Here is a 21,183-nt window from a genome sequence, read left to right on the forward strand (position 1 = left end):
GGTGCTATGAAATACGACATTGTGATAATTGGAAGTGGTCCCGCTGGGCATAAAGCTGCGATTGCCGCCTCAAAACTTGGCAAGCGGGTTGCGATTATTGAACGCAACTTTCGTGGAATGGGTGGTGTCTGCCTGCACAAAGGTACGATCCCGTCGAAAACGATGCGAGAAGCCATTCTGTACCTGACCGGGTATCGTCATCGCGATGTGTACAGCAAGTGGTATCGCCGAAAACGCCGCATCACAATGCAGGACCTGCGTCTAAAGCTGGCTGATGTTGCCGAACATGAACTGGAAATTATCCATGATCAGCTGGAACGAAACGGCGTGGAAATCTTCATTGGTGAGGCCCAATTCGTCAGTCCGCATGAAGTAGCCGTGGATGGCGAAACAGGACGCAAAATTTTGTATGGGGATCATATTCTGGTAGCGACCGGAACGAAGCCTTCCCGTCCTCCTCACATTCCCTTTGATGGTAAAACAATCTTCGATTCCGACGAAATCATCGATCTGAAAGAAATCCCCAGATCGATGATTGTCGTCGGCGGCGGTGTGATTGGTATCGAATACGCAATTATGTTTGCGACACTGGGAGTCGAAGTAACGGTTCTGGATGGACGAGAACATTTACTGGAATTCTGCGATCGTGAAATTATTGATGCCCTGATTCACCATGCCCGTTCTCTGGGGATGGTCTTCCGGATGGGAGAAGAAGTGGTGGGGATCGAACGTTTTTCTGATACGATGGCAGCCGTTCAGACGGAGAGCGGTAAGAGACTGGTTGCTGATTCGGTATTATATACCGTTGGTCGTGTCGGTGATGCGGACGAATTAAACTTTCAGGCCGCAGGTCTGGAACCCGATGAGCGTGGCCGACTGTGGTGCAACGAAGAGCATCAGACCTGGGTTCCTCACATCTACGGTGCCGGTGACATTGTCGGTTTCCCGGCTCTGGCGAGTGTGTCGATGGAACAGGGTCGGCGCGTGGTCTGCAATGCCTTTAATGAACCATTTGAAGCATTTGACCTGATGCCTTACGGCTTATTTACGATCCCTGAAATTTCAATGGTCGGAAAAACAGAACAGCAGTTAACCGAGGAGCATATCCCCTATGAAGTGGGAGCGGCCCGTTATCGCGAAATCGCGCGGGGACAGATTTCCGGCGACCGTGACGGGATGTTGAAAATTTTGTTCCATCGGGAAACGTTAAAAATTCTGGGAATCCATGCCATCGGTGAATCGGCAACAGAGATCGTACACATCGGACAGACTGTGATGTCGCTGGATGGGACAATCGAGTATTTCCGGAATGCTGTGTTCAATTATCCGACGATGGCAGAATGTTATAAGGTCGCTGCCTTTGATGCGTTTGAAAAAATGAGCCTGGATCGTCTATTTGAAGAGTCTCAACTTACTAAAGCAAATACAGACTCACCCGCTGAGACAGAAGCTGAAGAGGTAAATCAGGCCGAACTGGATGAGCCGGAAGCCGTAGAAGTATAGTTTGAAGTCGGACTGTTGTTAGCTTCTCGAAGGCCATGCAGACCGAGTATGTTTGATTTTGATGATTACATATTCGCTGAACGTGTCAGGTATTCCGTAGCCGTTCGAGTGCCTGATGGAAATCATCAGGTGCTCCTGCAGCTATTTTCATCCGCAGACCAGTGACCGGATGGGCGAACTCAATCTGTTCGGCGTGCAGCGCCTGTCTGTTGATCAGATTCAGGTCTGCGAGCAGCCGTTCATCGTTGCCATAAAAGTCATCGGAAATAATCGGAAATCCGAGATCAGCCAAATGTACGCGAATCTGATGCAGCCGACCCGTTTGGGGAAACGCCCGTACGAGCGCGTGATCTTGAAATCGTTCCAGCACTTCAAATCGGGTGAACGCGGTTTTGGCACGTAGTGCCTGCGGGTGTGTTGACATGCAGACGCCGGTTTGTGTGGGGTGTTCGCCGATGGCGGCACCGTTTTCAAATGAGTCCTGTTTTGGGTTGTGACGCACAATGGCCAGATAGGCTTTGCTGATTTGATTTTTCTGAAATTGAATCGACAGGCCGCGATGCGCCAAGTGCTCTTTGGCGACGATCAGAATACCACTGGTAAATTGATCAAGCCGATGGACGATGCCCGGACGTAACAGGCTGCGCAGACCGGTCTGCTGATCCAGATAATATTGAAGTGCATTGGCGACGGTACCTGAGAGAATATTTCCTGCAGGGTGCGCGATCATACCGGGAGGCTTGTTGACGATGATCAGCCACGCATCTTCAAACAGAATTTCGAGCGGCAGATGTTCGGGCTCATAAGTTTTATCGGGAGGTTCGGCCAGAACAATATTGACTTGTTGTCCGCGAAAGACGCGTTGCAGCGGGCCAGCCGGCGTGCCGTTGACTTTGGCAAAACCGGCCTGCACGATGCGCTGCAGACGCTGCGTCGAATAATTTCTGAAATGGCGGCTGAGAAACCGATCGATGCGGGAACCATCCAGATATTCCTCAACAATCAAATCGGTTTCGTATGCAGATTCCATCAATTCGATGATCAGGCTTGTGCCAGATCGCGAAGGACTTTATGCAGGATGCCGCCGTTGCGATAGTATTCGACTTCGACAGGGGTATCCACGCGACATTGTGCTGTGAACAGAACCTGCGTGCCGTCTTCTTTGGTGGCGGTCACACGAATGGCCTGACCTGGTTTCAGGTTGTCGTCCAGCTCAATGTCATAAGTTTCTGTACCGTCGAGTCCTAGTTCTTCGCGGCTTTCTCCGTCACGGAACTGCAAAGGCAGCACGCCCATGCCGACCAGATTCGAGCGGTGAATACGCTCGAAGGAAGTGGCAATCACGGCTTTGATGCCGAGCAGGAACGTTCCTTTCGCAGCCCAGTCGCGAGATGAGCCCATGCCGTAATCGCCGCCAGCTAGTACGACCAGGGGTGTACCGGCTTCTTTGTATTTGAGCGATGCTTCGTAAATCGAAGTCTGATCGCCGGTCGGCAGATAGGTGGTGACACCGCCGCTGGTTCCGGGAGCCAGCAGATTACTGAGACGAATGTTTGCAAAAGTTCCCCGCGTCATCACCCGGTCATTACCGCGGCGGCTGCCGTAACTGTTGAAGTTTTCGGGAGTGATACCATGCTCCTGCAGATATTTCCCGGCTGGGGAATCGGCTTTGATAGCACCGGCGGGAGAAATATGGTCGGTTGTTACCGAATCACCGACGGAGACCAGCACGCGGGCTCCGTTGATGGAACTGATGGGCGCGGGAGTCTCGGGCATGTCGACGAAGAACGGCGGCTCCTGGATGTAGGTGCTTTTTTCATCCCACTCGAAGATGTCGCCGTCGCCACCGTTGATGGCCTGCCATTCAGGAGAACCTTCGGTCGCTTTACCATACTCGTCACGGAACATTTCGGGATTGATGGCCGATTCCATTGTTTCGTTGACTTCAGCTTGAGAAGGCCAGACATCTTTCAGGAAAACATCGTTGCCGTCTTGATCCTGACCCAGGGGTTCAGTGCTGAGATCAATATCGGTGGTGCCTGCCAGAGCGTATGCGACGACCAGCGGCGGGCTGGCCAAGTAGTTGGCTCGCACATCGGGGCTGATACGACCTTCGAAGTTCCGGTTACCGGAGAGGACGGCGGCTGCGACGATATCATTGTCGTTAATGGCTTTGGAAATCGGTGCGGGCAGGGGACCACTGTTGCCGATACAGGTTGTACAGCCGTAGCCGACCAAGTTGAAGCCGAGTTGATCGAGGTAAGGAGTCAGACCGGCTTTTTCCAGGTAATCTGTAACAACGCGGCTTCCGGGAGCCAGACTGGTTTTAACCCACGGTTTGCGTGTAAGCCCTTTTTCAGCAGCTTTTTTCGCCAGGAGTCCCGCACCCAGCATTACGGAGGGGTTACTGGTATTGGTACAACTGGTAATCGCAGCGATGACAACGGAACCGTCTTTCAGATTGAAATTCTGATCATTGTATTCGACGGCGACACTGACTGGAGAAGGGTCCTCTTTGCCAAACGTCTTACTGAGATCACTGTGCCAGTGTGATTTCATATCGGTCAGAGCAATGCGGTCCTGCGGACGTTTGGGGCCGGCGAGGGAAACTTCGATGGTGGAAATATCAAGCTGCAGCTGACTGGTGAAGCTCGGTTCGGGCGAACTGTCAGTACGGAACATGCCTTGTTCTTTGTAATAGCGTTCGACCAGATCGACCTCGGCATCGGTCCGTCCGGTACGACGCATGTAATTCAACGTTTCGTCGTCGACGGGGAAGAAGCCGATGGTGGCTCCGTACTCAGGAGCCATATTGGCGATCGTGGCTCGGTCTGCCAGACTCATGTTCGATAGGCCGGGACCGAAGAACTCGACGAATTTACCAACGACGCCATGCTCTCGCAGCATTTGCACGATACGCAGCACCAGGTCGGTCGCAGTCGCACCTTCGGGAAGTTTTCCACTGAGTTTGAAACCAACGACTTCCGGGGTCAGCATGTAAATCGGTTGTCCGAGCATGACGGCTTCAGCTTCGATGCCGCCGACTCCCCAGCCAACGACGCCCAAGCCGTTGATCATGGTAGTGTGGCTGTCGGTTCCGACCAGACTGTCGGGATAAGCGACGCCGTCTTTGGTGAGGACCGCTTTGGCCAGATATTCGAGGTTAACCTGATGCACAATTCCAGTGGCGGGTGGCACGACGCCGAAGTTATTCAGTGCCTGCTGTCCCCAACGCAGGAACTGATATCGTTCCTGGTTGCGTTCGAACTCTTTTTCAACGTTGTGCTGCAGCGAGAGTCTGGTTGCGAATTCGTCGACCTGTACCGAGTGGTCAATGACCAGGTCACAGCGTACGAGCGGATTGATTTTCTGAGGATCACCGCCCAGACGGACCATGGCACTGCGGAGAGCGGCAAGGTCGACAACAGCGGGCACGCCGGTGAAGTCCTGCAGGACGACGCGACCGGGTTTGAAAGGGACTTCTACCGGATTGGGAGATTCAGCACTCCAGTTGGCCAGGTTGTTGACGTCGGATTCATTAACTACGAAACCATCAACGTTTCGTAGACATGATTCGAGCAGCACACGAATCGAATAAGGTAGGGCTTCAATATTTCCAATGCCATCGTCGATGAGTTTCTGTAAACGGTAGTAAGTGAATTCACTACCAGCTGCCTTTAATTGACCTTCCGCGCCAAAAGGATTTCCGGAAGCCATTAATCTCTCCTCAGTGCTACGTAAAATGGATAAATTTCAATTTCAGGTTGCCACAGGGAACCTGTGTTTATTTAAGTTTCTTTGCAGATCTGAATATGCTGCATTCTAGAGAGTCGTATCCCGATCGACAAACGGCAGGGCCGTCAAAAACGCAAAACATCCCTAGAAGCTGGCGTTTGGCCGTAAAAGTCGGGACTGAAAAGGGGATTCTACCGCAGACCGGGTCTATTTTCCATTGCGGACCTTTTTGACCTGCCGCCGGGCACTTTCGACAATTTTGTCCTCAATTTCATCGGACCAGCGATTGGCAGGCAAACCATAGACGGCCATCGATGTGTTTCCTTCATAACCCCAGCGAGATGATTTACGGGGCGGAACGTCTTCTTCGAGGACTCGTAGTGAAGGGGTGTAAGCCATCACATCATTACAGTAGCCGGTGACCCAGGTGGAATTGCCAAACTCTTTTTTCATTCCCAGTGCATAATCCACGACGACTTCGCCACCGATGGTGATCCAGAGTTGTGTCTTTCCCAATCGCCAGACCTGGACGGGAAACGGGTATGAAGTCATGAACGGTTTGCCAGAGTTGAGCTGTTTCAGCAGCCGAGATCCCCAGCGGGTTCGGTAGGAACTGGGATTACCGGCGGCAAGCTTTTCCAGTTCTTCTTTTGTAGGGGCATCACCCAGCTTGATATCGATGATTTCAATTTCCGTTTTCAATTCCGGGTCCAGTTCGACCATGGGCAGGCGAACGGTGTCGGCAACCGCATGCGCCAGGCGTGAGCCGTAGGATTCAGCCAGTTCCTGTGTGCGGCGGGGGAGCGGGTTCTGGTCGGCTCCGCAGCCCATGTAGAACATAGCGGTCACGCCGGGGAACATCGCTTCCAGGTCGTATTGAGCGAAACCGGCATAGTCGCCGCACCATTTCTGGATTCCCAGTGTGGTATTGTGGCAGGCATAGCCGAAGACGATGGTTTTTAATTTACCGTCTTTATCTTTGACGGCCAGAATGGGCACGCTATGGTCGATAGGGCCTTTGAGATCATCTGCTTTTCTGAGTTTGGGAACGTCCGGTTCCATGTTGTTGCGGCGATTGACAGCGAAGCTGGTAAAGCCTTCTCCCGACCAGAGCGTGGCCGGTTCCAGTTTGCTGATTGCCGTTCCGACGGCATCGACCAACTGTTGTTCGAGCTTATCGGAATAAGCGCCGATCTTTTTAATCTGGTCTGGAGAGAGCGGATAAATGTCATGTAGTGCACCGCGTAACACAGGGCCGCAGTGAGTGTGAGAACTGTTGAGCATGATCTGGCTGCGGTCGAGGTTGAATTTTTTCTTCAGCGCCGCACAGACGTTATTGTAAATCGACTGGGGAATTCCGAGTGTGTCCGTGGAAACGATGACACCGCGATGCCCGTCGCGGGCTTCGATCACGAGAACCTTCATCCACAGATCATGAATTTTGCCATCCGCGGGGGCTTTGCGGCCGCCATAACCGGCCATCCAGAGGTTTTCTTCAGGGGTGATCACCACACTCGCAGAACCGGCTTTCCAGAGTGCTTCCTCAGCAAAAGACTGTTCTGGCTGTAAGAAAGCGGCACTGGAAATCAGAAACAGTAGAAAACCGACTCGAATCTGCGTTAGATATTTCATAGAGAAAACCTCTTACTCTTGTGCAAAGGGCAAATAAAATAAACCTTCTTTATAAACGGTTTCGTTTCAGAGTAAAGGGGGAGAGCAGACATATCAAGCGTTTAGGATGCGTTCTTGCCTGTTTCGGGTAGCAATTTCTTTTGCCTGAAAGGCTTGTTAAGATAGAATCAGGCTTCTTTCAAGAGGTTTTCAGTAAATCACAAGGTCGGGCTGAATCAAGTAGTAAGGATGATCGTTTGTGGATCTGGTTGAAACATTGAAGAGAAGACGAATCGCCGGGGCTTTGATCGTTGTGCTTTGCTTGACGACAGCTTTTGTCGAAAGTTTAGCTGCACAGGGAAAACGAAACAGGACCGGAAAGAACGCTTCAGAGCAGTTGGCTCCCGCTGATTACCGTTCGAAAAATTTTCTGATTCATACCGACTTGCCTCCTGACGAAGCGCGGGATCTGCTGGAACGCCTGGAAAAGATGCTGGTCATCATTTCGACATACTGGGGCAGTCCGAATCGCCGGGTGATTGAGTGTTATGTGGTAAAAGATCTGGCCAACTGGCCTCCCGGCAGCTTGCATCCGGCCGGGTTTCGCTCGATAGCGGGCGGCGGTGGCGTGACGATGAGCCAGACCACCTATCGAGGTCGGCAGATTGTCGCCGCCAAATCGATTGTGTATGCGACCGCTAGTCGAGGGACGCCGCAGCATGAAGCAGTACATGCTTACTGTGCGCAGAATTTCGGTCGAACAGGCCCCGTCTGGTACAGCGAAGGCATGGCCGAGATGGGAAACAACTGGAAAGTCGTTCCGAAAAAAGGTCAGCCTCTCTCGGTGAGCTGTGAACGTTATGTGATTGATTACATCAAGCGCAGCGAGCCCAAAAGCCTGAATGAGATTGTCAATTCCAGAGAAACGACCGGCGACTCCTGGCAGAATTATTGCTGGCGGTGGGCCTTGTGCCATCTGCTGGCGACCAACCCGAATTATGCGCCCCGGTTCCGTCCTTTAGGACTGGGGCTGTTGATGAATAAACCGGCTTCGTTCAATAAAACCTATGGATCAATGGCTCGGGAAATATCGTTTGAGTATCTGTTTTTCCTGAAGCATTTTGACCAGGGCTATCGTTGTGACCTCTGTCAATGGGACTGGAAAACGAAATTTCGCAAGCCGAATTCTGTTCGTCCGCTGACGTCGAAAATCGAAGCCAATCAAGGCTGGCAGGCTTCTCGAACGCTGGTAGAAGCAGGGATCGAATATCAGTTTTCCGCAGATGGAGAATGGAAAACCAGCAGCGATGCCGAACGGGTTACTGCGAATGGCGATGATGCCGGGCAGGGAACGCTGGTCGGCGTTATACTGCTGGAAAACGAGAACGACGAGTACGAACTCAGCGACGAGTTTGAATTGGGAGAGACGGGCCGTTTTCAGGCGCCCGCCACTGGGAAACTGTTTCTAAGGTGCCGCGATGACTGGCATGAATTGGCTGACAATAGCGGCAAGATTTCGGTGAAAATTTCGGAGTAACCCGATCTCCTTTATGGTTCAATATTCTCACTGCTGAAATTTCAGATCGTCCAGCTGAATAAATCCGTCTTGACCGTATCACGGCAGTCGGCATGATCATGCGGAGATAAAGTCGGGCGCGCGAGTGAGCACTACGGGTTCAGTTGACGTTTCCGAATCACTGAGAAAATCAGTACTACAAAACCCGCTTATTTCAGCCATATTTTCCGAAGCACTGCTCCCATGCACCATTGTTATCAAACGACATCGCAAGACTTCACTTTGCAATCCCAGAACTTCATTAAGCCATCCCGGGAGATCACATGACGTTCCCAGAGAAAATTGGCAATGCTCCCTTGACCCTCCCACGCCGTTAACGAAGATCTGTTTCACAAACACGAATTCATCCTCAAAAAATTAGGGTCCGGCCCTATGTGGCCGCCCGCAGAAACTTTCGAATGCAATGAGATTGCTCCAAAACAATCACCATCCCAATCAGTGAGCCGATCGGCACTACCCGTCGGTTTTTACACGAGCGAGATACCAAACCACCGGCACACCAATCCTACCACATACCACGAACGGCACCGCAGATGAACATTCAGCAGGACTGGTGAATAAAATGCCGATGACTTTCACGCGATCATCAGGATCAGGCAATTTTCTCGAGGAAACTCTCGATCAATTTACCCTTTCTTGAAGACGATCGTGGGAGTATTTTCTCCTTCTTTGACGGTTACCTTGAGATCGCTGGTTGCCTCGTTCCAGTATTTATCCGGCATTGAGGTATCCATGGTGACTCCTGTCGGCTGCATTTCAGGATCGTCTGGTGCCTGTGGTTTCGGCGCGAGATAAACGGTATAGGTTCCGACTCGGACCTTTTCTTCGACAGTAAACTTTCCATCCGTTTCGACCGGAGCGGTATAGGCTTGTCCGGATGTGTTATCCAGAAACATCAACACTGCGTCGGCGTCAAAAGGACGGTCGTCGATCTTTGCCGTTCCGGCTAAGGTCCCGGTTTTGAATACTGGCCCGGAAGCCCCGCAGCCGCAGACGAAGGCGGCGACAAACAGCAGTGCAGTCAGAGCTTTATATTTTCTCATGGTGGTTTCTTCCTTGGTAGAAATTAAATAATTTCATGTAATACGCAGAAGCGATTGAACGCGGGTCAGAGTATGCCGAAGGCGGACAACTTAGAACTCTCCGACGGGAACTCCGTCATATCGCACACAGAGTTGCTTGAGCGTAGTGAAGTCGACATTTTCGGAGAGAAAATGAATGCTTCCGTCCCCCAGTAAGATATGGATTCCGCCGGTGTGCTGTGAATTGATCACGGTGTTATTGCGATATTTTCGGTCGGTCGCACCGGTCTGAATGATATTCGAGTTCGGGGCAAACCGGACGCAGGTCGTGCCGGCCGACCACAAGTCGGAACAACTGGAACCACTGACCCGGGAATCATTCCGCGCGCCATGCCAGCCCCCGTAATAATTGGCAGTCAGGTTTTGTCCGTTCACTTCGCCGGACTGTTCCGCGACTATGATCGTGTTCGAAGATCCGTCGACGATTTTGGCAAGCGTGACACATTCATTCGAGAAAAACGTTCCATTGTCGCATGACCAGCCATGATTACAGTCACGCGTTCCTTTATCAGGGTTGGAGCCGGGGATGGGCCGTGCAGCGCCCTGAATTCCCACGTAATGGTGGTTGAGGCCCCCCGCCGTGTTATTACTGACTCCCGAATTATCGAAGGGATCGAGAACACTGGAAGGACACAGGAAGACGGGGACTTTCAAGCCAATCAGGACTTCATTGCCCGTGTAGGTCAATCCGTTGAAGGTTGCGTTCACATCATCAAATGTCAGTTGGTTATAAACCGTCGCCTGATCGATATAAGGCAGGATCATCGTTCGCCAGTTTGTCCCATCACGTAAAGGCCATTGATTGTTGGTCATGCCGTAGTTTCCTTGCGGGAACGTGCGATGCGTGTCATGGTAGTTGTGCAGCGCTACCCCGATTTGCTTCAGATTGTTTTTGCAGGTACTCCGCCGGGCTGCCTCGCGGGCCTGTTGTACAGCCGGTAAGAGCAGGGCGATGAGAATTGCAATAATCGCAATCACTACCAGTAGTTCAATCAATGTGAATCCAGTTTGTCGTGTCCTGTTCCTCATAATCCACTCCAGATAAAATAAGATTAAATAAATCGAGGCGATTTTATACGCGAGTATATTAATATACTTATGATTACAGATAAGTCTATAAGGCTTTACACTCAATATGGTTCTTTTCTAAAGTAAAGTTTCTGGTCAGCCGGCAAGCTTCCCTCTGAATAAACAGAATCTTTGCCATGAATGAGTAATCTGGAGTCAGGCTTCGACTAAAACTGTAAACTGTTCCTGATCAGAGACTTCGGGGTTGGACTTTTATACAATTGTTAACTAGGATGCGGTTGTGCTTTTAGTTCTTACCAAGTCTGCCGGGAGCAATGGATGAGTGGTGCTTTTAATCCCTATCATAAATGGTTAGGCATTCCTGCGGAGAAGTGTCCGCCGACCTATTATGACCTGCTGCGTATTTCAGTTGGTGAACAGAGTCGCGATGTTATTCAAATGGCGGTTGAGCGACAGAAATCACACCTCGAACAATTTCGGGTGGGCAAGCATGCCAGGCAAGTTGCCAAGATCATCTATGAACTGGAAGAAGCCGAACTGACGTTACTGAATCGGGAGCTGCGCCAGGAATACGACGAACGGGTCGTTTCTGTTCGAGAACGAAAAAACAAAAAAGCCGGTTCCCTGCCGAGCGTTGATGGAAATCAGGAGACAGCGGGTGAGGGTTCGGGGTTGTTGAGCCAATACCTGGGGATTGTTTCGATCCTGGCAGTCAGTTTTTCGGTCATGGCGGCCTCTGTTTATTTCATCCCCTGGAAAAAAATAGGAAACGACGGGGCAGGAGTTGCGGAACAAAGAGCCCCTCAGGAAGAGGCGATGCCGGCAGGCGGGGAGCAGGACGCTAATTCCCAACCACAGGCAGCACCAGATGATTCGGACCGGCCTGCGTTATTGGTCAGTCCCTTCAGTCAACAGGATGCAGCGGCCCGTCGGCAGGAATGGGCGCAGTACCTCAAGCAAACTTCCGAAGAAACCAACAGCCTGGGACTGAAGCTGGTTCTGATTCCTGCGGGCGAGTTCCAGATGGGAAATACTCAGGCGGAAGTCGATCTGGTTATCGCTGCGATGCAGGCTCAGAATATTAATGTTACTGACAGTCACGCTGCCAGGGTCAACAGCGCCATGCCGCAGCATCAGGTGGTCATCAATCAGCCGTTTATGATGAGTCAGCAGGAAATCACGCAATCGATGTTTCGGGCGTTTATCAACGAAACGGGCTACCAGACGGACGCGCAGAAAGACGGGAAAGGGGGCTATGCTTATGAGGATGATGAGCTGGTACAATCTCCCGATTATCTATGGAATACGAATTATGGCCTGGATCAGCCGGAGATGGCTCCTGTGGTGAATGTGTCCTGGAATGATGCGTCAGAATTTTGCAAATGGCTCTCTCAGAAAGAGGGAAAAAAATATCGACTGCCAACCGAAGCGGAATGGGAATACGCGTGTCGCGCCGGGACGACGACCATGTTCAGCTTCGGAAATGCGTTAACGGAACCGGAAACGGAGACGGCCAAAGAGTATGCCTGGTTTATCAATAATACTTCGCAGGTCGGCGAGTTCTATCCTCAGGCGGTGATGACCAGAAAACCAAATCCGTTTGGATTATTTGATATGCATGGAAATGTGTATGAATGGTGTCAGGACTGGTATAACGAAACATATTATCGCACTCTGGCCGGTCAAAAGGCCGTTGATCCTACAGGGCCCGCGACGGATCAGTCGGTGCGTGTCATTCGTGGTGGTTCCTGGTTTCGCGGCGTGTTAGATATTCGGGCCGCGTATCGTGACCGCATCGTCTCTGAGAATCGCAATCTGAATGTGGGGTTTCGTGTCGTCTGTGAGGTACAGTGATCCTGCGATGATTGGCGAGAACAAATCGGTGGCTTTTTAGTCTCTTCCAGATCTAGTTGCATTCAACTATTCTCTTCAGTAGAACAGACTCATTCCAGCAGGGATCACTGAGGAGCAAGTTTTGAATCCGTATCATTTACCGGTTGATGATTCTTCGCCTTATTACAATGCGCTGGCGCAGTGTGTTGATCACTGGGGACTCGTTCCCGATAAGACAGAGTTGATCCGTGATGGCGTCAATCATGTGTTTGCGACGGAGCGTCGGGATGGTGAGCCGGTCATCATTCGCATCAGCGATGATGCGGTGCGCGGGCGGGACGAAGTGCTGGGAGAATTGATCTGGCTGGAACACCTGATTCGTCATGGCTGCACGGTGACGACGCCAATTCCTTCGCGCGGCGGCGAACTACTGGAAACTGTCGGCGTGGATGAAGGGGCCATGCATGTCTCCTGTTTCCAGCGTTTCCGAGGGCGACAGCTTAACCCGGCGACCGATGCCGAGTGGAATGATGAACTCTTCCGGAAACTGGGACGCGAGATCGGCCGCATTCATCGTGCTTCGGATCAAATGCAGTTGCCGGCCGACCACGATCGTCTGCGCTGGTACGAGATTAATCTCGGGCAGTTTCCCGATCCGCTACCCGAAATCTTCAATCCGCAAGTCGTCGAGTCGATGCGCGTTTTCACAGACGATTGGATCGGGCGGTCCACAACTTCTGGTCACTATGGTTTGGTCCATCGTGATCTGCATGCTGGGAATTTTCTGGTCGAGGAGGGGCGGATCGAGGTGATCGACTTCGATCTGGGCTGTTATGGCTGGCGGACGATGGATCTGGGCGTGTTGCTGTTCGTGTATTACTTTTATCCCAGTCTGCAGGTGCCGGATGCCAGCCCCGAATTAGCGGGCCATGTTCTGGCGCGACTGGTCGAGGGCTACCGCGAAGAATATACGCTCGACCGCGAACAGTTAGAGACGGTGGGAGACATGATCATGCTGAATACCGTTTCCAATTATTTCCTCATGCTGCCGAACCCGGAACACTGGCAAATCGCGATGGGCAATCCACAAATACCCGTCACCGAAAGTCTGGCATGGATTGAGCGGCTCTGGCTGAACGGCGAGAAGCTGCAAGTTGACCTTAAACAGTTGTAGACGAGTGGAGAAAAGAAACTCAGAGCCTCAGCATCAAATACTAAAATGTAGTTCGATGCTGAGGCTCTGGTAAATTCCAATATCTCGTTGTTAGTCGGCCAGCGTCACGTCCAGGGTGATGTCGGCGTTGAACAATTTTGAGACGGGACAGCCGGCTTTGGCCATGCCGGCCAATTCATTCAGTTTGTCTGCATCGGCGCCCGGGACGCTGGCTTTCAATGTCAAATGAATGGCATTAATCGCAAACCCGTCATCAACCTGATTGAGAGAGACCTCGGCAGAGGTCTCCAGCTTCTCAGCCGTCAAACCGGCGTCGCCTAGAATCTTTGAGAGTGCCATCGAGAAACAACCGGCGTGTGCCGCGCCCAGCAATTCTTCGGGATTGGTTCCCTGCTGATCTTCAAAGCGGCTGGAAAAGCCATAGGATAAATCGGTTAACGCACCACTCTCGGTCGAGACCGTTCCTTTGCCGTCTTTCAAGCCACCCTGCCAGACTGCAGATCCTGTTCGTTTAATCGTCATAGCATACTCCTTTATTTTTAGTAGAAACAATTGGTAACACAGAACTTGTCAGCTTAGTGGATGACGTGCATGATGTCACGCAATAGTCGGGAACTGTGTGAATCTTTGTATTTCTGGATTGATAAATTGAATAAGTGTGTCAGATAAGGTAGCCTGATATTTTCGTTCTAAGTGACTTCCAAAGACCTCCTGCAAATGATTGAAAAAATCATGTTGTTGAAATCCAGGCTCCTGTCGAATTGCTCTCGTTGTATTCTCACCATTGCTGTGGTTGGTTTTACCTCGTCCGTTGTTTTTTCTGCCGAGAAATATACGGAGAACCCGGGCAAACAAGGCAACGGGAATTTTGTTGTTGGTCCCGAGTATCAAATCGATCCTGATCTGACCGATCAGGGCAATCCCAAAGGGAAGAGTTTTGAATTCTCGATGCCTTTAGCAGACAGCAAAATCTTTCCCGGCGATGATAAGACCCTCGATCCCAAAAAGCCCGTGCGCGAAACGCGTAAAATTTTCGTTTACGTACCTGCTGCCTACAAGGACGGCACCAAGGCACCGATTCTGGTCACCCATGACGGACCAAGTCGCATGGATCTGGTCCGTAATGCCTTGGATAATTTGACGATCTCGAAGGACCCGCAGCGCAAGCTGCCGGCATTTATCGTGATCGGGGTTCAAAATGGCGGTAACGACGGCAAGGGAAGTGAACGCGGTCTGGAATATGATACGATGTCGGACCGCTTCGCTCGGTTTATCAATGATGAAGTTTTGCCGGCCGTACTGAAGAACAAAAAGATACGAGCCGCTTATCCCAATATTGCTTTTACTGACAATCCCTGGGGCCGCGCCGCGATGGGTTGCAGTTCCGGCGGGGCGGCAGCGCTCACCATGGGTTGGTTTCGTCCGGACCTGTTTCGGCGATTGATTACCTACTCCGGCACGTTCGTCGATCAGCAGGATGATGATGCACCCGAAGAAGCCAAGTATCCGCTGGGTGCGTGGGAATATCATTCCAGTATGAAGCTGATCGAAAATAGCGATAAGAAGCCACTGCGGATTTTCACCCATGTCGCTGAAAATGACCTGCGTGCCAACGATCCGGAAGAGACCTATCACAACTGGGTGATGGCTAACGAGCGCACGGCGGCAGCGCTCAAGGCGAAGGGGTATGACTACCGCTACGTATTCAGCAAAGGGACCCGGCACTGTGACCGCAAAGTCTTTGAACAGACACTGGCCGATACACTCGTCTGGATGTGGCGCGGTTATCAACCGGAGTGAGAATTGGAGCAGGGGGGCACGTGCTGTTAAGTAGAACCATTGATTTTGTGATCAGTCTTCGTTCATTTCCAGTAACAGAATGGTTACATCATCCTGTTGTGGATTGCCGTTGCGGAAGTGTGACAGGCGTTCCTGAAGTTTCAGTTTGGTCTGCTCAATCGTTAGCTGCTGGCACTCTTGAAACAAAGCAGTCAGGCGTTTGCGACCGAACATTTCGCCGTCGGGGTTATGGGTTTCGCTGACGCCATCGGTCACCATCAGCAACCGATATCCCTTCGATAGCTGGAGTGTCATGTTGCACCAGACGGCGTCTTCATCAATGCCCAGCAGCAGTCCTGTTGTTTCTGAGTCAGATGCTTTTCCTTCCGGCGATAGAAAACACGCAAGTTCGTGCCCTGCGCTCGCGTATTCCAGCAGGTGCGTCTGAGGCACCACGCGCAAAATTTGCATGGAAACAAATTCGCCAACGGGGCTGACGACCGTGAAGCGGCGGTTGATGAAATCTAAGATTTCCGCAGGCGAGCAGGTGTGCTCGGTGGCTTGGATCAACAGGGTTTTCAATACTGCAGCGCTCATCGCAGCGGAAATGCCGTGCCCGGTAATGTCGGCGATGCAGAACAGCCATGTGCCGTCACTCAAAGGGATGATATCATAATAGTCGCCTCCTACTTCGTCAGCAGGCTGAAAAAACGCGGCCACATTGAGTCCCGGGATGTTGAATTCTTGAGGTAAGAGATTTTCCTGTATCTTACGGGCTTTGGCCATTTGGAGTCTGCGAAGATTTTCCGCAGCAGCCAGTGAGGTACTCATTTCGTTGATTTCGTGCGTCAGATAGTTCAGTTCAGCACAGTGAAAAGTTTCAGACTGGGCTCCGAGCTGCCCCTGTCCAATCTCCTGGACCGTCTGGACCAGATGATGCAGTGGACGCGTTACAATTGTGGTGAGAGCAATATTGATCACAATGCCAGTGATCAGCGAGAGCACGATAAAACCGGTGAGATTATTCAGGACTTCAGCAAACACTGATCCATAGAGGTTGTCCAGAGTTTCAGAGACATAAACGGTGATGCCACTCTGTGAATACGTTCCGACAACAATTTCAGAATTTCCAAAACGGGAAGCATGCCGGGGGGATTTTGTTGCCTGCTGAATGACTTCAACTAATTCGGCAGAGGCACCCTGTTCGGAAAGCAACTTGAAGGGACCGTTTTGGAATCGAACAACAATATGATGGACGGGGGCATGGATTTCCTGCATTTGTGAGCAGACGGTTTCAAGATACTGCTGAACGGCTTCTTTACCCTGATCCTGCATCTGTAAAAGAGAGGGGAGTAATGTCGCTGCTTCTTCATCGAGGGCGATCCGTTTCTCTGCCAGTCGCTCGGCCAGATTGCGCTGATAGGAAAAGATGAGAAACAGCACTACAAAGACAGCCAGCACGACATTCACCACCAGGAGCAACTGGAAGCGAATGGATCTCTGGGCACGTTTTTGCTTTAAGGCATCCATTTTGGTATGAGGGTTACCACTCAGGTTTGGGGAGGGAGCATCTGTAAAGGCGGGTGTATAGTATCTTTTTTAGTCTTGGGGAGTAGAAAAAACAACCGATCCAGAAGTCCATGTGAAAAATCAGGGGCCGTGGTATTGGGAGATTCATTGGACGGGGAAGTGATGGAATCGTCGTTTCTGTTTCAGCAGAGAAGGGGAATTGATCGTGTTAATTCTGCTGAAGCTATGCAATGAAGTAGACTTCGTCCGGAATGGTATGCGACGTTTTGTGCGTTTTTCGAATTTTGTGAATCAGTGCGAAAACGGATCTTTCCGCTTGAGGATGGTCAACGGTGTGGGTGATCTCGAAGGACCCGTCATTGATGTTGAAGCAGAACTCTCCCCAAAGTGTGTCGTTTCCAACGAAGTCGGGAAAGAACTGAAACCAGTAATTTGGTTCATCCTGCTTGAGCAGAATTGCTTTGTGATGAAAGACACTCATGGGATTCGGAACAGCCTACTGTTTCTTTTCTTCGGTAGGTGCCTGTTCTCCGGTAGTCAGATTGACCCCCGACCAGGCCTTGGCGTCTTCGCCGAAGACATAGATCCAGGTTTTTGTTTTGGTTTTGACATATGCCGTGATCAGGTTGTCGCTGATCGAATAGCTGATTTTGGACTCATGCGGTAGTGGTAATCTCAGTTTTGCCCAGAGCCCTGTCTTGGCAGAATACGCGTGAAGTTCCTGACCTAGCTGGCAGGCAGCCAGAGTATTCCCGACGGTCGGTTGAATCTTGAGTAAGGGGATTGAAGATTCCTCGATTGCAATTTCTGTGTGACTCCAGGAATTCGTTACAGTGCTATAGGCCATGAGTTTGTCCCGGGATTGTGGGACGACGAAAATCAAACCCTGGCTTTGGATCAGAATGGGTTCGATCTGAGGAGGCTCTTGTGCCGACGTGATTGAGAGACTGGTACTGAAGAAGGCAATTATCAATAGGCATGTTGCGAAAGCTTGCATGGTCTGAATCCTTATCTGTCAAGAATTGACGACGTCGAACGAACGAGATTCTGAATCTGCCTGCAGTGTAACGCGTTTCAGAGTGTCTGCAAAATCTCAGTGAAAAGAGAAAATAAAAACGGTGCAATCGGAAAAATATTTCTTGCTATTTCAATTTAAGGTTTAGATACTAAGAGTATCTCAGCTTAATGAAGTCTTAACATTATGTCGCGCTCTGCAACGAAGAAGACGTTTTCCTCATTTCTTTTGGATCTAAGCGATTTTGCCCGTTTCTCCAATCATGTGTTGCAGTGTTTTTGGCTGCGCATTTTCTGATTTCTGAAAGGAAAACCATGGCAAGGATGATGTCAGTAGCAGCTCTTGCGGCGATGGTGAGCATTGTCTTTGGTTGCAGTGATCGTGCCCCTGATATGCCCGAGCTGGGGCAGGTTCACGGAACAGTCAAGCTGGACGGCAAGCCCCTCTCTGGTGTGAGTATCTTATTCGAACCTGAAAAGGGACGTACCTCAAGGGCCAAATCGAATACTGAGGGAGTTTACGAAGCGTCTTATCTGATTGATGAAACGGGAGTCAAGCTTGGACCGTGCAGTGTGCGGGTTGAATGGGGGATTGATGAATCAGGACCTGTGATTCCTGCAAAGTATGGTTCCAAAAGCGAGTTGAAACTGGATGTGAAACCAGGTGATAACACATTTGATATCGAGATGAAGTCCAAGTAAAGAACTCAGGGACGAGCCTGCGTCTCTATGTAGTATGCGCTTCGAATTTCTGTTTTGTGATTTATCTTTTCAGGAGACTTGGTGTGAAAAAGATTAGAATAAAACAAACGCGAGGATTTACACTGATTGAGTTATTGGTTGTGATTGCGATTATTGCCATTCTGATTGCGCTGCTGTTGCCTGCCGTGCAACAGGCACGCGAGGCTGCCCGGCGGTCGCAGTGTAAAAATAACATGAAGCAAATCGGCTTGGCAATGCATAACTATCATGACGCCTACAACACGTTTCCACCGGGTTATATCACCAAAACTCCGTGCAGTTCTGCAGGGGTCTGGTCTGGTTGTAATCAGGGGGAACTCGGGGTTTACGGCTGGGCGACATCCGTGCTGCCTTACATTGATCAGGCTCCTCTCTACAATTTACTCAATTCGGGAAGAGTGACGCTGGATCAAAATCTGGCGAATGCAACGGTACGTCAGGCGTTACAATCTCCGATCCCCGTTTTTCTCTGTCCGTCTGATCCGGGACCCAACCTCAATGATTATACGTCGGCTTCCAATAATTATAATTTCAATGTGACAGACGGAACCAACTCCTACCAGATTGCTCGTTCGGATTATGTGATGATGGCAAACGCCTGGGACAGTACCACACCTCCCGTGTATGCGACTCAATATGGTCCCGCTCATGGGGTTGGTTTTGCAAATTCGAGCGTCAAGTTTCGTGATATCATCGATGGAAGCAGTAACACAATTCTGGTTGGCGAAAGAGCGTATGTCTACAAATCATCGAACAGGATTGGTGGCGCTAACGTCATCGGGTTTTCGGGATCCAATAATACGCAGAGCAGCAGTTATGCCAGGAAGGGAAATGGGATGGCGGTTGTGGGGCTGACTTATAATGGGATCAATGCGGTTGCAGGAGCCGAGCATGACGTGCGCGGTTTCAGCAGCAACCATGTTGGCGGTGCCCATTTTGTGTTCTGCGATGGCTCAGTCCATTTCCTCAGCGAAAACATCGACTACAAGAAAGGAACCGTTTCCGTGGCGACTCATGTTCAAGACATCAATTCGACGTTTCAACGGCTCGCCGTGCGTGATGATGGACAGGTTGTGGGAGAATACTAAAAACGGCGTGGCGCTCGCTCGAAGTAGCTCTGTTCGAGCCCGTCTTCCAGCCATCGGGTTGGAAGACGGTGGCTGGCTGATTAGGAGAGGGGCGCTGGTGGACGCGATCATTGAGTACGGACCGCTGGCACTTTATTACTTATAGTGGGACGCTCTATCCGCTGTTGGCACTCAAGAAGTGCGATGTCTTGCCTCCCTTGAAGCAGACCACAGCGAAGTAGCAGTCGACTATTTAGGGCTGGCTGGCGGCTGGATGGCCTGCCACTTTTTGAACTGAGGAGACGCCGTGAACGCTTCGAAGTTATCCAGTTCGCTGAGATCGAGGTCTGCGTATTCAAAGCCGAATTTGGTTTTTAATGTGTCCAGATGTTTGATCGTATCATCGAAGTTTTTCTGCATCACCGAAATATTGATCAGGTGCAGATAAGGTTGTAGCAGATCCGGTTCAATTTCAGATGCCTTGCCGGCGTATTTTCCGGCTAAGTTAATATCTCCCATTTCGATCAGGATGCCTGCGCGGACCGAATAGAGATAGGGATCGACGGTTTTGATGGCAGCCGTCAGACGGTCCAGGCTTTCCAATGCCTGTTTATAATCTTCGGTCAGGGCAAAATACTCGACGCTCAAAAGTTCTGCCGCCGGATCATTGGGGTGATATTTCCGGTAAGCACCGAGGACAGACTGATATTTTTTCGGGTTCTCTTTCTGGATCGTATCTTGCGCCAGGAAGAGCAGGACGGTTTTTTCCCCTTTAAATTCGTTGGGCAGTTGCTGATAGGCCTGGAACGGGTCGGTGTTTTCCTCGCTGGGTGTGAGGAAGTCGTAGCGTTTTTTCTGGTTGATAATTCGACTTTTTTCCTGGTCGTTCAGTTTATCTTTCACCGTGAGGTGTGCTTTATAGATTTCCGGCAGATAGAGCCTTTGCAGAGATTGCGAAATGTGCTCGCCTGTGGAGAGGCTGTCGATGTCGATAATTTTCAATTCGCCGGACTGCTGTTTTTCCACAATCAGGGCCTGGTAGTTCAGGGTCCAGTCGGGGCGGAGAAACCGGAAGATGACTTTGTACTGGTCCTGTTCTTTCCGCATGGCAAGGAATCGGTAATCGGCACCATTGCCGACTTCTGCCAGGATTTCCGTGTCGATCCCCTGGTTATTTTCGGTGTAAGCCGTTTCGAGTTGCTTTCGGACGGGCTGAATCGCCTGCTTGACGGCTGGATTTTGTTCGTATTCTGCCAAAACGCGGTCGATGAATGATTTCCAGTCGAACAGGGCGCGGAATTTCGCTGCATCCTGCGAATTGGCGGTTGCCTGGATCTGTTTGCCAAACGCCTGGAGTTCCTGAGGCGTCATCTTTTGAGGGGCCGCTACGGCGAGGGAACTGGTGCCCAGGAGAGAGCCGATAGTGGGGATGGCAAAAGGAAGGCTGGCGAAATTACGCAAAAAATGCCGACGAACAGGGGATTTGAGACGATGATCCATCATGGCGAT

17 protein-coding genes are annotated in these 21,183 nt (G+C 50.9%); 7 read left to right on the forward strand and 10 right to left on the reverse strand.

The genetic code is table 11. From position 1 onward, the window contains the following. Positions 1–6 precede the first annotated feature (6 nt). Positions 7–1,503 (forward strand): Si-specific NAD(P)(+) transhydrogenase, encoded by a 1,497-nt coding sequence (gene sthA / locus Enr17x_RS06185; RefSeq protein ID WP_145306895.1) that lies wholly within the window; start codon positions 7–9, stop codon positions 1,501–1,503. 85 nt (positions 1,504–1,588) lie between these two features. On the opposite strand, the gene Enr17x_RS06190 is transcribed toward sthA, so the two are convergent. The 3 genes from Enr17x_RS06190 to Enr17x_RS06200 all read right to left on the reverse strand — a co-directional run bounded on the left by Enr17x_RS06190 (position 1,589) and on the right by Enr17x_RS06200 (position 6,870). Further along, positions 1,589–2,533: an RluA family pseudouridine synthase gene (locus Enr17x_RS06190; protein ID WP_145306897.1), complete on the reverse strand. Its 945-nt coding sequence runs from the start codon at positions 2,531–2,533 to the stop codon at positions 1,589–1,591. A gap of 11 nt (positions 2,534–2,544) precedes the next feature. Beyond that, positions 2,545–5,220 carry an aconitate hydratase AcnA gene (gene acnA / locus Enr17x_RS06195; RefSeq protein ID WP_145306899.1) on the reverse strand — a complete coding sequence of 892 codons (2,676 nt, stop codon included), beginning with the start codon at positions 5,218–5,220 and terminating at the stop codon, positions 2,545–2,547. Positions 5,221–5,445: 225 nt separating this feature from the next. Beyond that, entirely contained in the window at positions 5,446–6,870 is a 1,425-nt protein-coding gene (locus tag Enr17x_RS06200) for a neutral/alkaline non-lysosomal ceramidase N-terminal domain-containing protein (RefSeq protein WP_145306901.1), read from the reverse strand. 238 nt (positions 6,871–7,108) lie between these two features. Between Enr17x_RS06200 and Enr17x_RS06205 the strand changes: the two genes are divergently transcribed. After that, positions 7,109–8,386 (forward strand): hypothetical protein, encoded by a 1,278-nt coding sequence (locus tag Enr17x_RS06205; protein ID WP_145306903.1) that lies wholly within the window; start codon positions 7,109–7,111, stop codon positions 8,384–8,386. A gap of 665 nt (positions 8,387–9,051) precedes the next feature. On the opposite strand, the gene Enr17x_RS06210 is transcribed toward Enr17x_RS06205, so the two are convergent. Then, on the reverse strand, positions 9,052–9,468 hold the full coding sequence (locus Enr17x_RS06210) for a peptidase associated/transthyretin-like domain-containing protein (RefSeq protein WP_145306904.1): 417 nt from the start codon (positions 9,466–9,468) through the stop codon (positions 9,052–9,054). 90 nt (positions 9,469–9,558) lie between these two features. After that, the gene (locus Enr17x_RS06215; RefSeq protein WP_145306906.1) at positions 9,559–10,536 is read right to left on the reverse strand and encodes a DUF1559 domain-containing protein; all 978 of its coding nucleotides are present in this window, start codon (positions 10,534–10,536) and stop codon (positions 9,559–9,561) included. A gap of 318 nt (positions 10,537–10,854) precedes the next feature. On the opposite strand from Enr17x_RS06215, the gene Enr17x_RS06220 reads away from it, so the two are divergent. Together Enr17x_RS06220 and Enr17x_RS06225 are read left to right on the forward strand one after the other, a co-directional pair. Continuing rightward, positions 10,855–12,390 carry a formylglycine-generating enzyme family protein gene (locus tag Enr17x_RS06220; RefSeq protein WP_145306908.1) on the forward strand — a complete coding sequence of 512 codons (1,536 nt, stop codon included), beginning with the start codon at positions 10,855–10,857 and terminating at the stop codon, positions 12,388–12,390. Positions 12,391–12,511: 121 nt separating this feature from the next. After that, positions 12,512–13,543: a phosphotransferase enzyme family protein gene (locus Enr17x_RS06225; RefSeq protein WP_198000992.1), complete on the forward strand. Its 1,032-nt coding sequence runs from the start codon at positions 12,512–12,514 to the stop codon at positions 13,541–13,543. 90 nt (positions 13,544–13,633) lie between these two features. Here the strand turns inward: Enr17x_RS06225 and Enr17x_RS06230 are convergent, their stop codons facing one another. Next, the gene (locus Enr17x_RS06230) at positions 13,634–14,065 is read right to left on the reverse strand and encodes an OsmC family protein (protein WP_198000993.1); all 432 of its coding nucleotides are present in this window, start codon (positions 14,063–14,065) and stop codon (positions 13,634–13,636) included. A 210-nt stretch (positions 14,066–14,275) separates the two neighbouring features. Between Enr17x_RS06230 and Enr17x_RS06235 the strand changes: the two genes are divergently transcribed. Further along, on the forward strand, positions 14,276–15,343 hold the full coding sequence (locus Enr17x_RS06235; protein WP_145313931.1) for an alpha/beta hydrolase: 1,068 nt from the start codon (positions 14,276–14,278) through the stop codon (positions 15,341–15,343). A 51-nt stretch (positions 15,344–15,394) separates the two neighbouring features. Here Enr17x_RS06235 and Enr17x_RS06240 read toward each other — a convergent pair whose 3' ends face one another. The 3 genes from Enr17x_RS06240 to Enr17x_RS06250 all read right to left on the reverse strand — a co-directional run bounded on the left by Enr17x_RS06240 (position 15,395) and on the right by Enr17x_RS06250 (position 17,849). Continuing rightward, a complete protein-coding gene (locus Enr17x_RS06240; RefSeq protein ID WP_145306912.1) occupies positions 15,395–16,852 on the reverse strand; it encodes a SpoIIE family protein phosphatase in 1,458 nt (485 codons plus the stop codon). Positions 16,853–17,075: 223 nt separating this feature from the next. Further along, positions 17,076–17,333, reverse strand: a complete 258-nt coding sequence (locus Enr17x_RS06245) for a hypothetical protein (protein WP_145306914.1) — start codon at positions 17,331–17,333, stop codon at positions 17,076–17,078. Between the two features lie 15 nt (positions 17,334–17,348). Continuing rightward, positions 17,349–17,849 carry a hypothetical protein gene (locus Enr17x_RS06250; RefSeq protein ID WP_145306916.1) on the reverse strand — a complete coding sequence of 167 codons (501 nt, stop codon included), beginning with the start codon at positions 17,847–17,849 and terminating at the stop codon, positions 17,349–17,351. Positions 17,850–18,190: 341 nt separating this feature from the next. Here Enr17x_RS06250 and Enr17x_RS06255 point away from each other — a divergent pair, with 341 nt between their 5' ends. Then, positions 18,191–18,568, forward strand: coding sequence for a carboxypeptidase regulatory-like domain-containing protein (locus tag Enr17x_RS06255; RefSeq protein WP_145306918.1), 378 nt, complete (start codon positions 18,191–18,193; stop codon positions 18,566–18,568). Positions 18,569–18,651: 83 nt separating this feature from the next. Beyond that, complete coding sequence (locus Enr17x_RS06260) at positions 18,652–19,695, forward strand: DUF1559 domain-containing protein (RefSeq protein WP_261343438.1); 1,044 nt, start codon at positions 18,652–18,654, stop codon at positions 19,693–19,695. 228 nt (positions 19,696–19,923) lie between these two features. Here Enr17x_RS06260 and Enr17x_RS06265 read toward each other — a convergent pair whose 3' ends face one another. Further along, positions 19,924–21,177 carry a tetratricopeptide repeat protein gene (locus tag Enr17x_RS06265; protein ID WP_145306920.1) on the reverse strand — a complete coding sequence of 418 codons (1,254 nt, stop codon included), beginning with the start codon at positions 21,175–21,177 and terminating at the stop codon, positions 19,924–19,926. Between the last annotated feature and the right edge of the window lie 6 nt (positions 21,178–21,183).

The organism is Gimesia fumaroli, assembly GCF_007754425.1.
GTDB classification, from domain to species: Bacteria; Planctomycetota; Planctomycetia; order Planctomycetales; family Planctomycetaceae; genus Gimesia; species Gimesia fumaroli.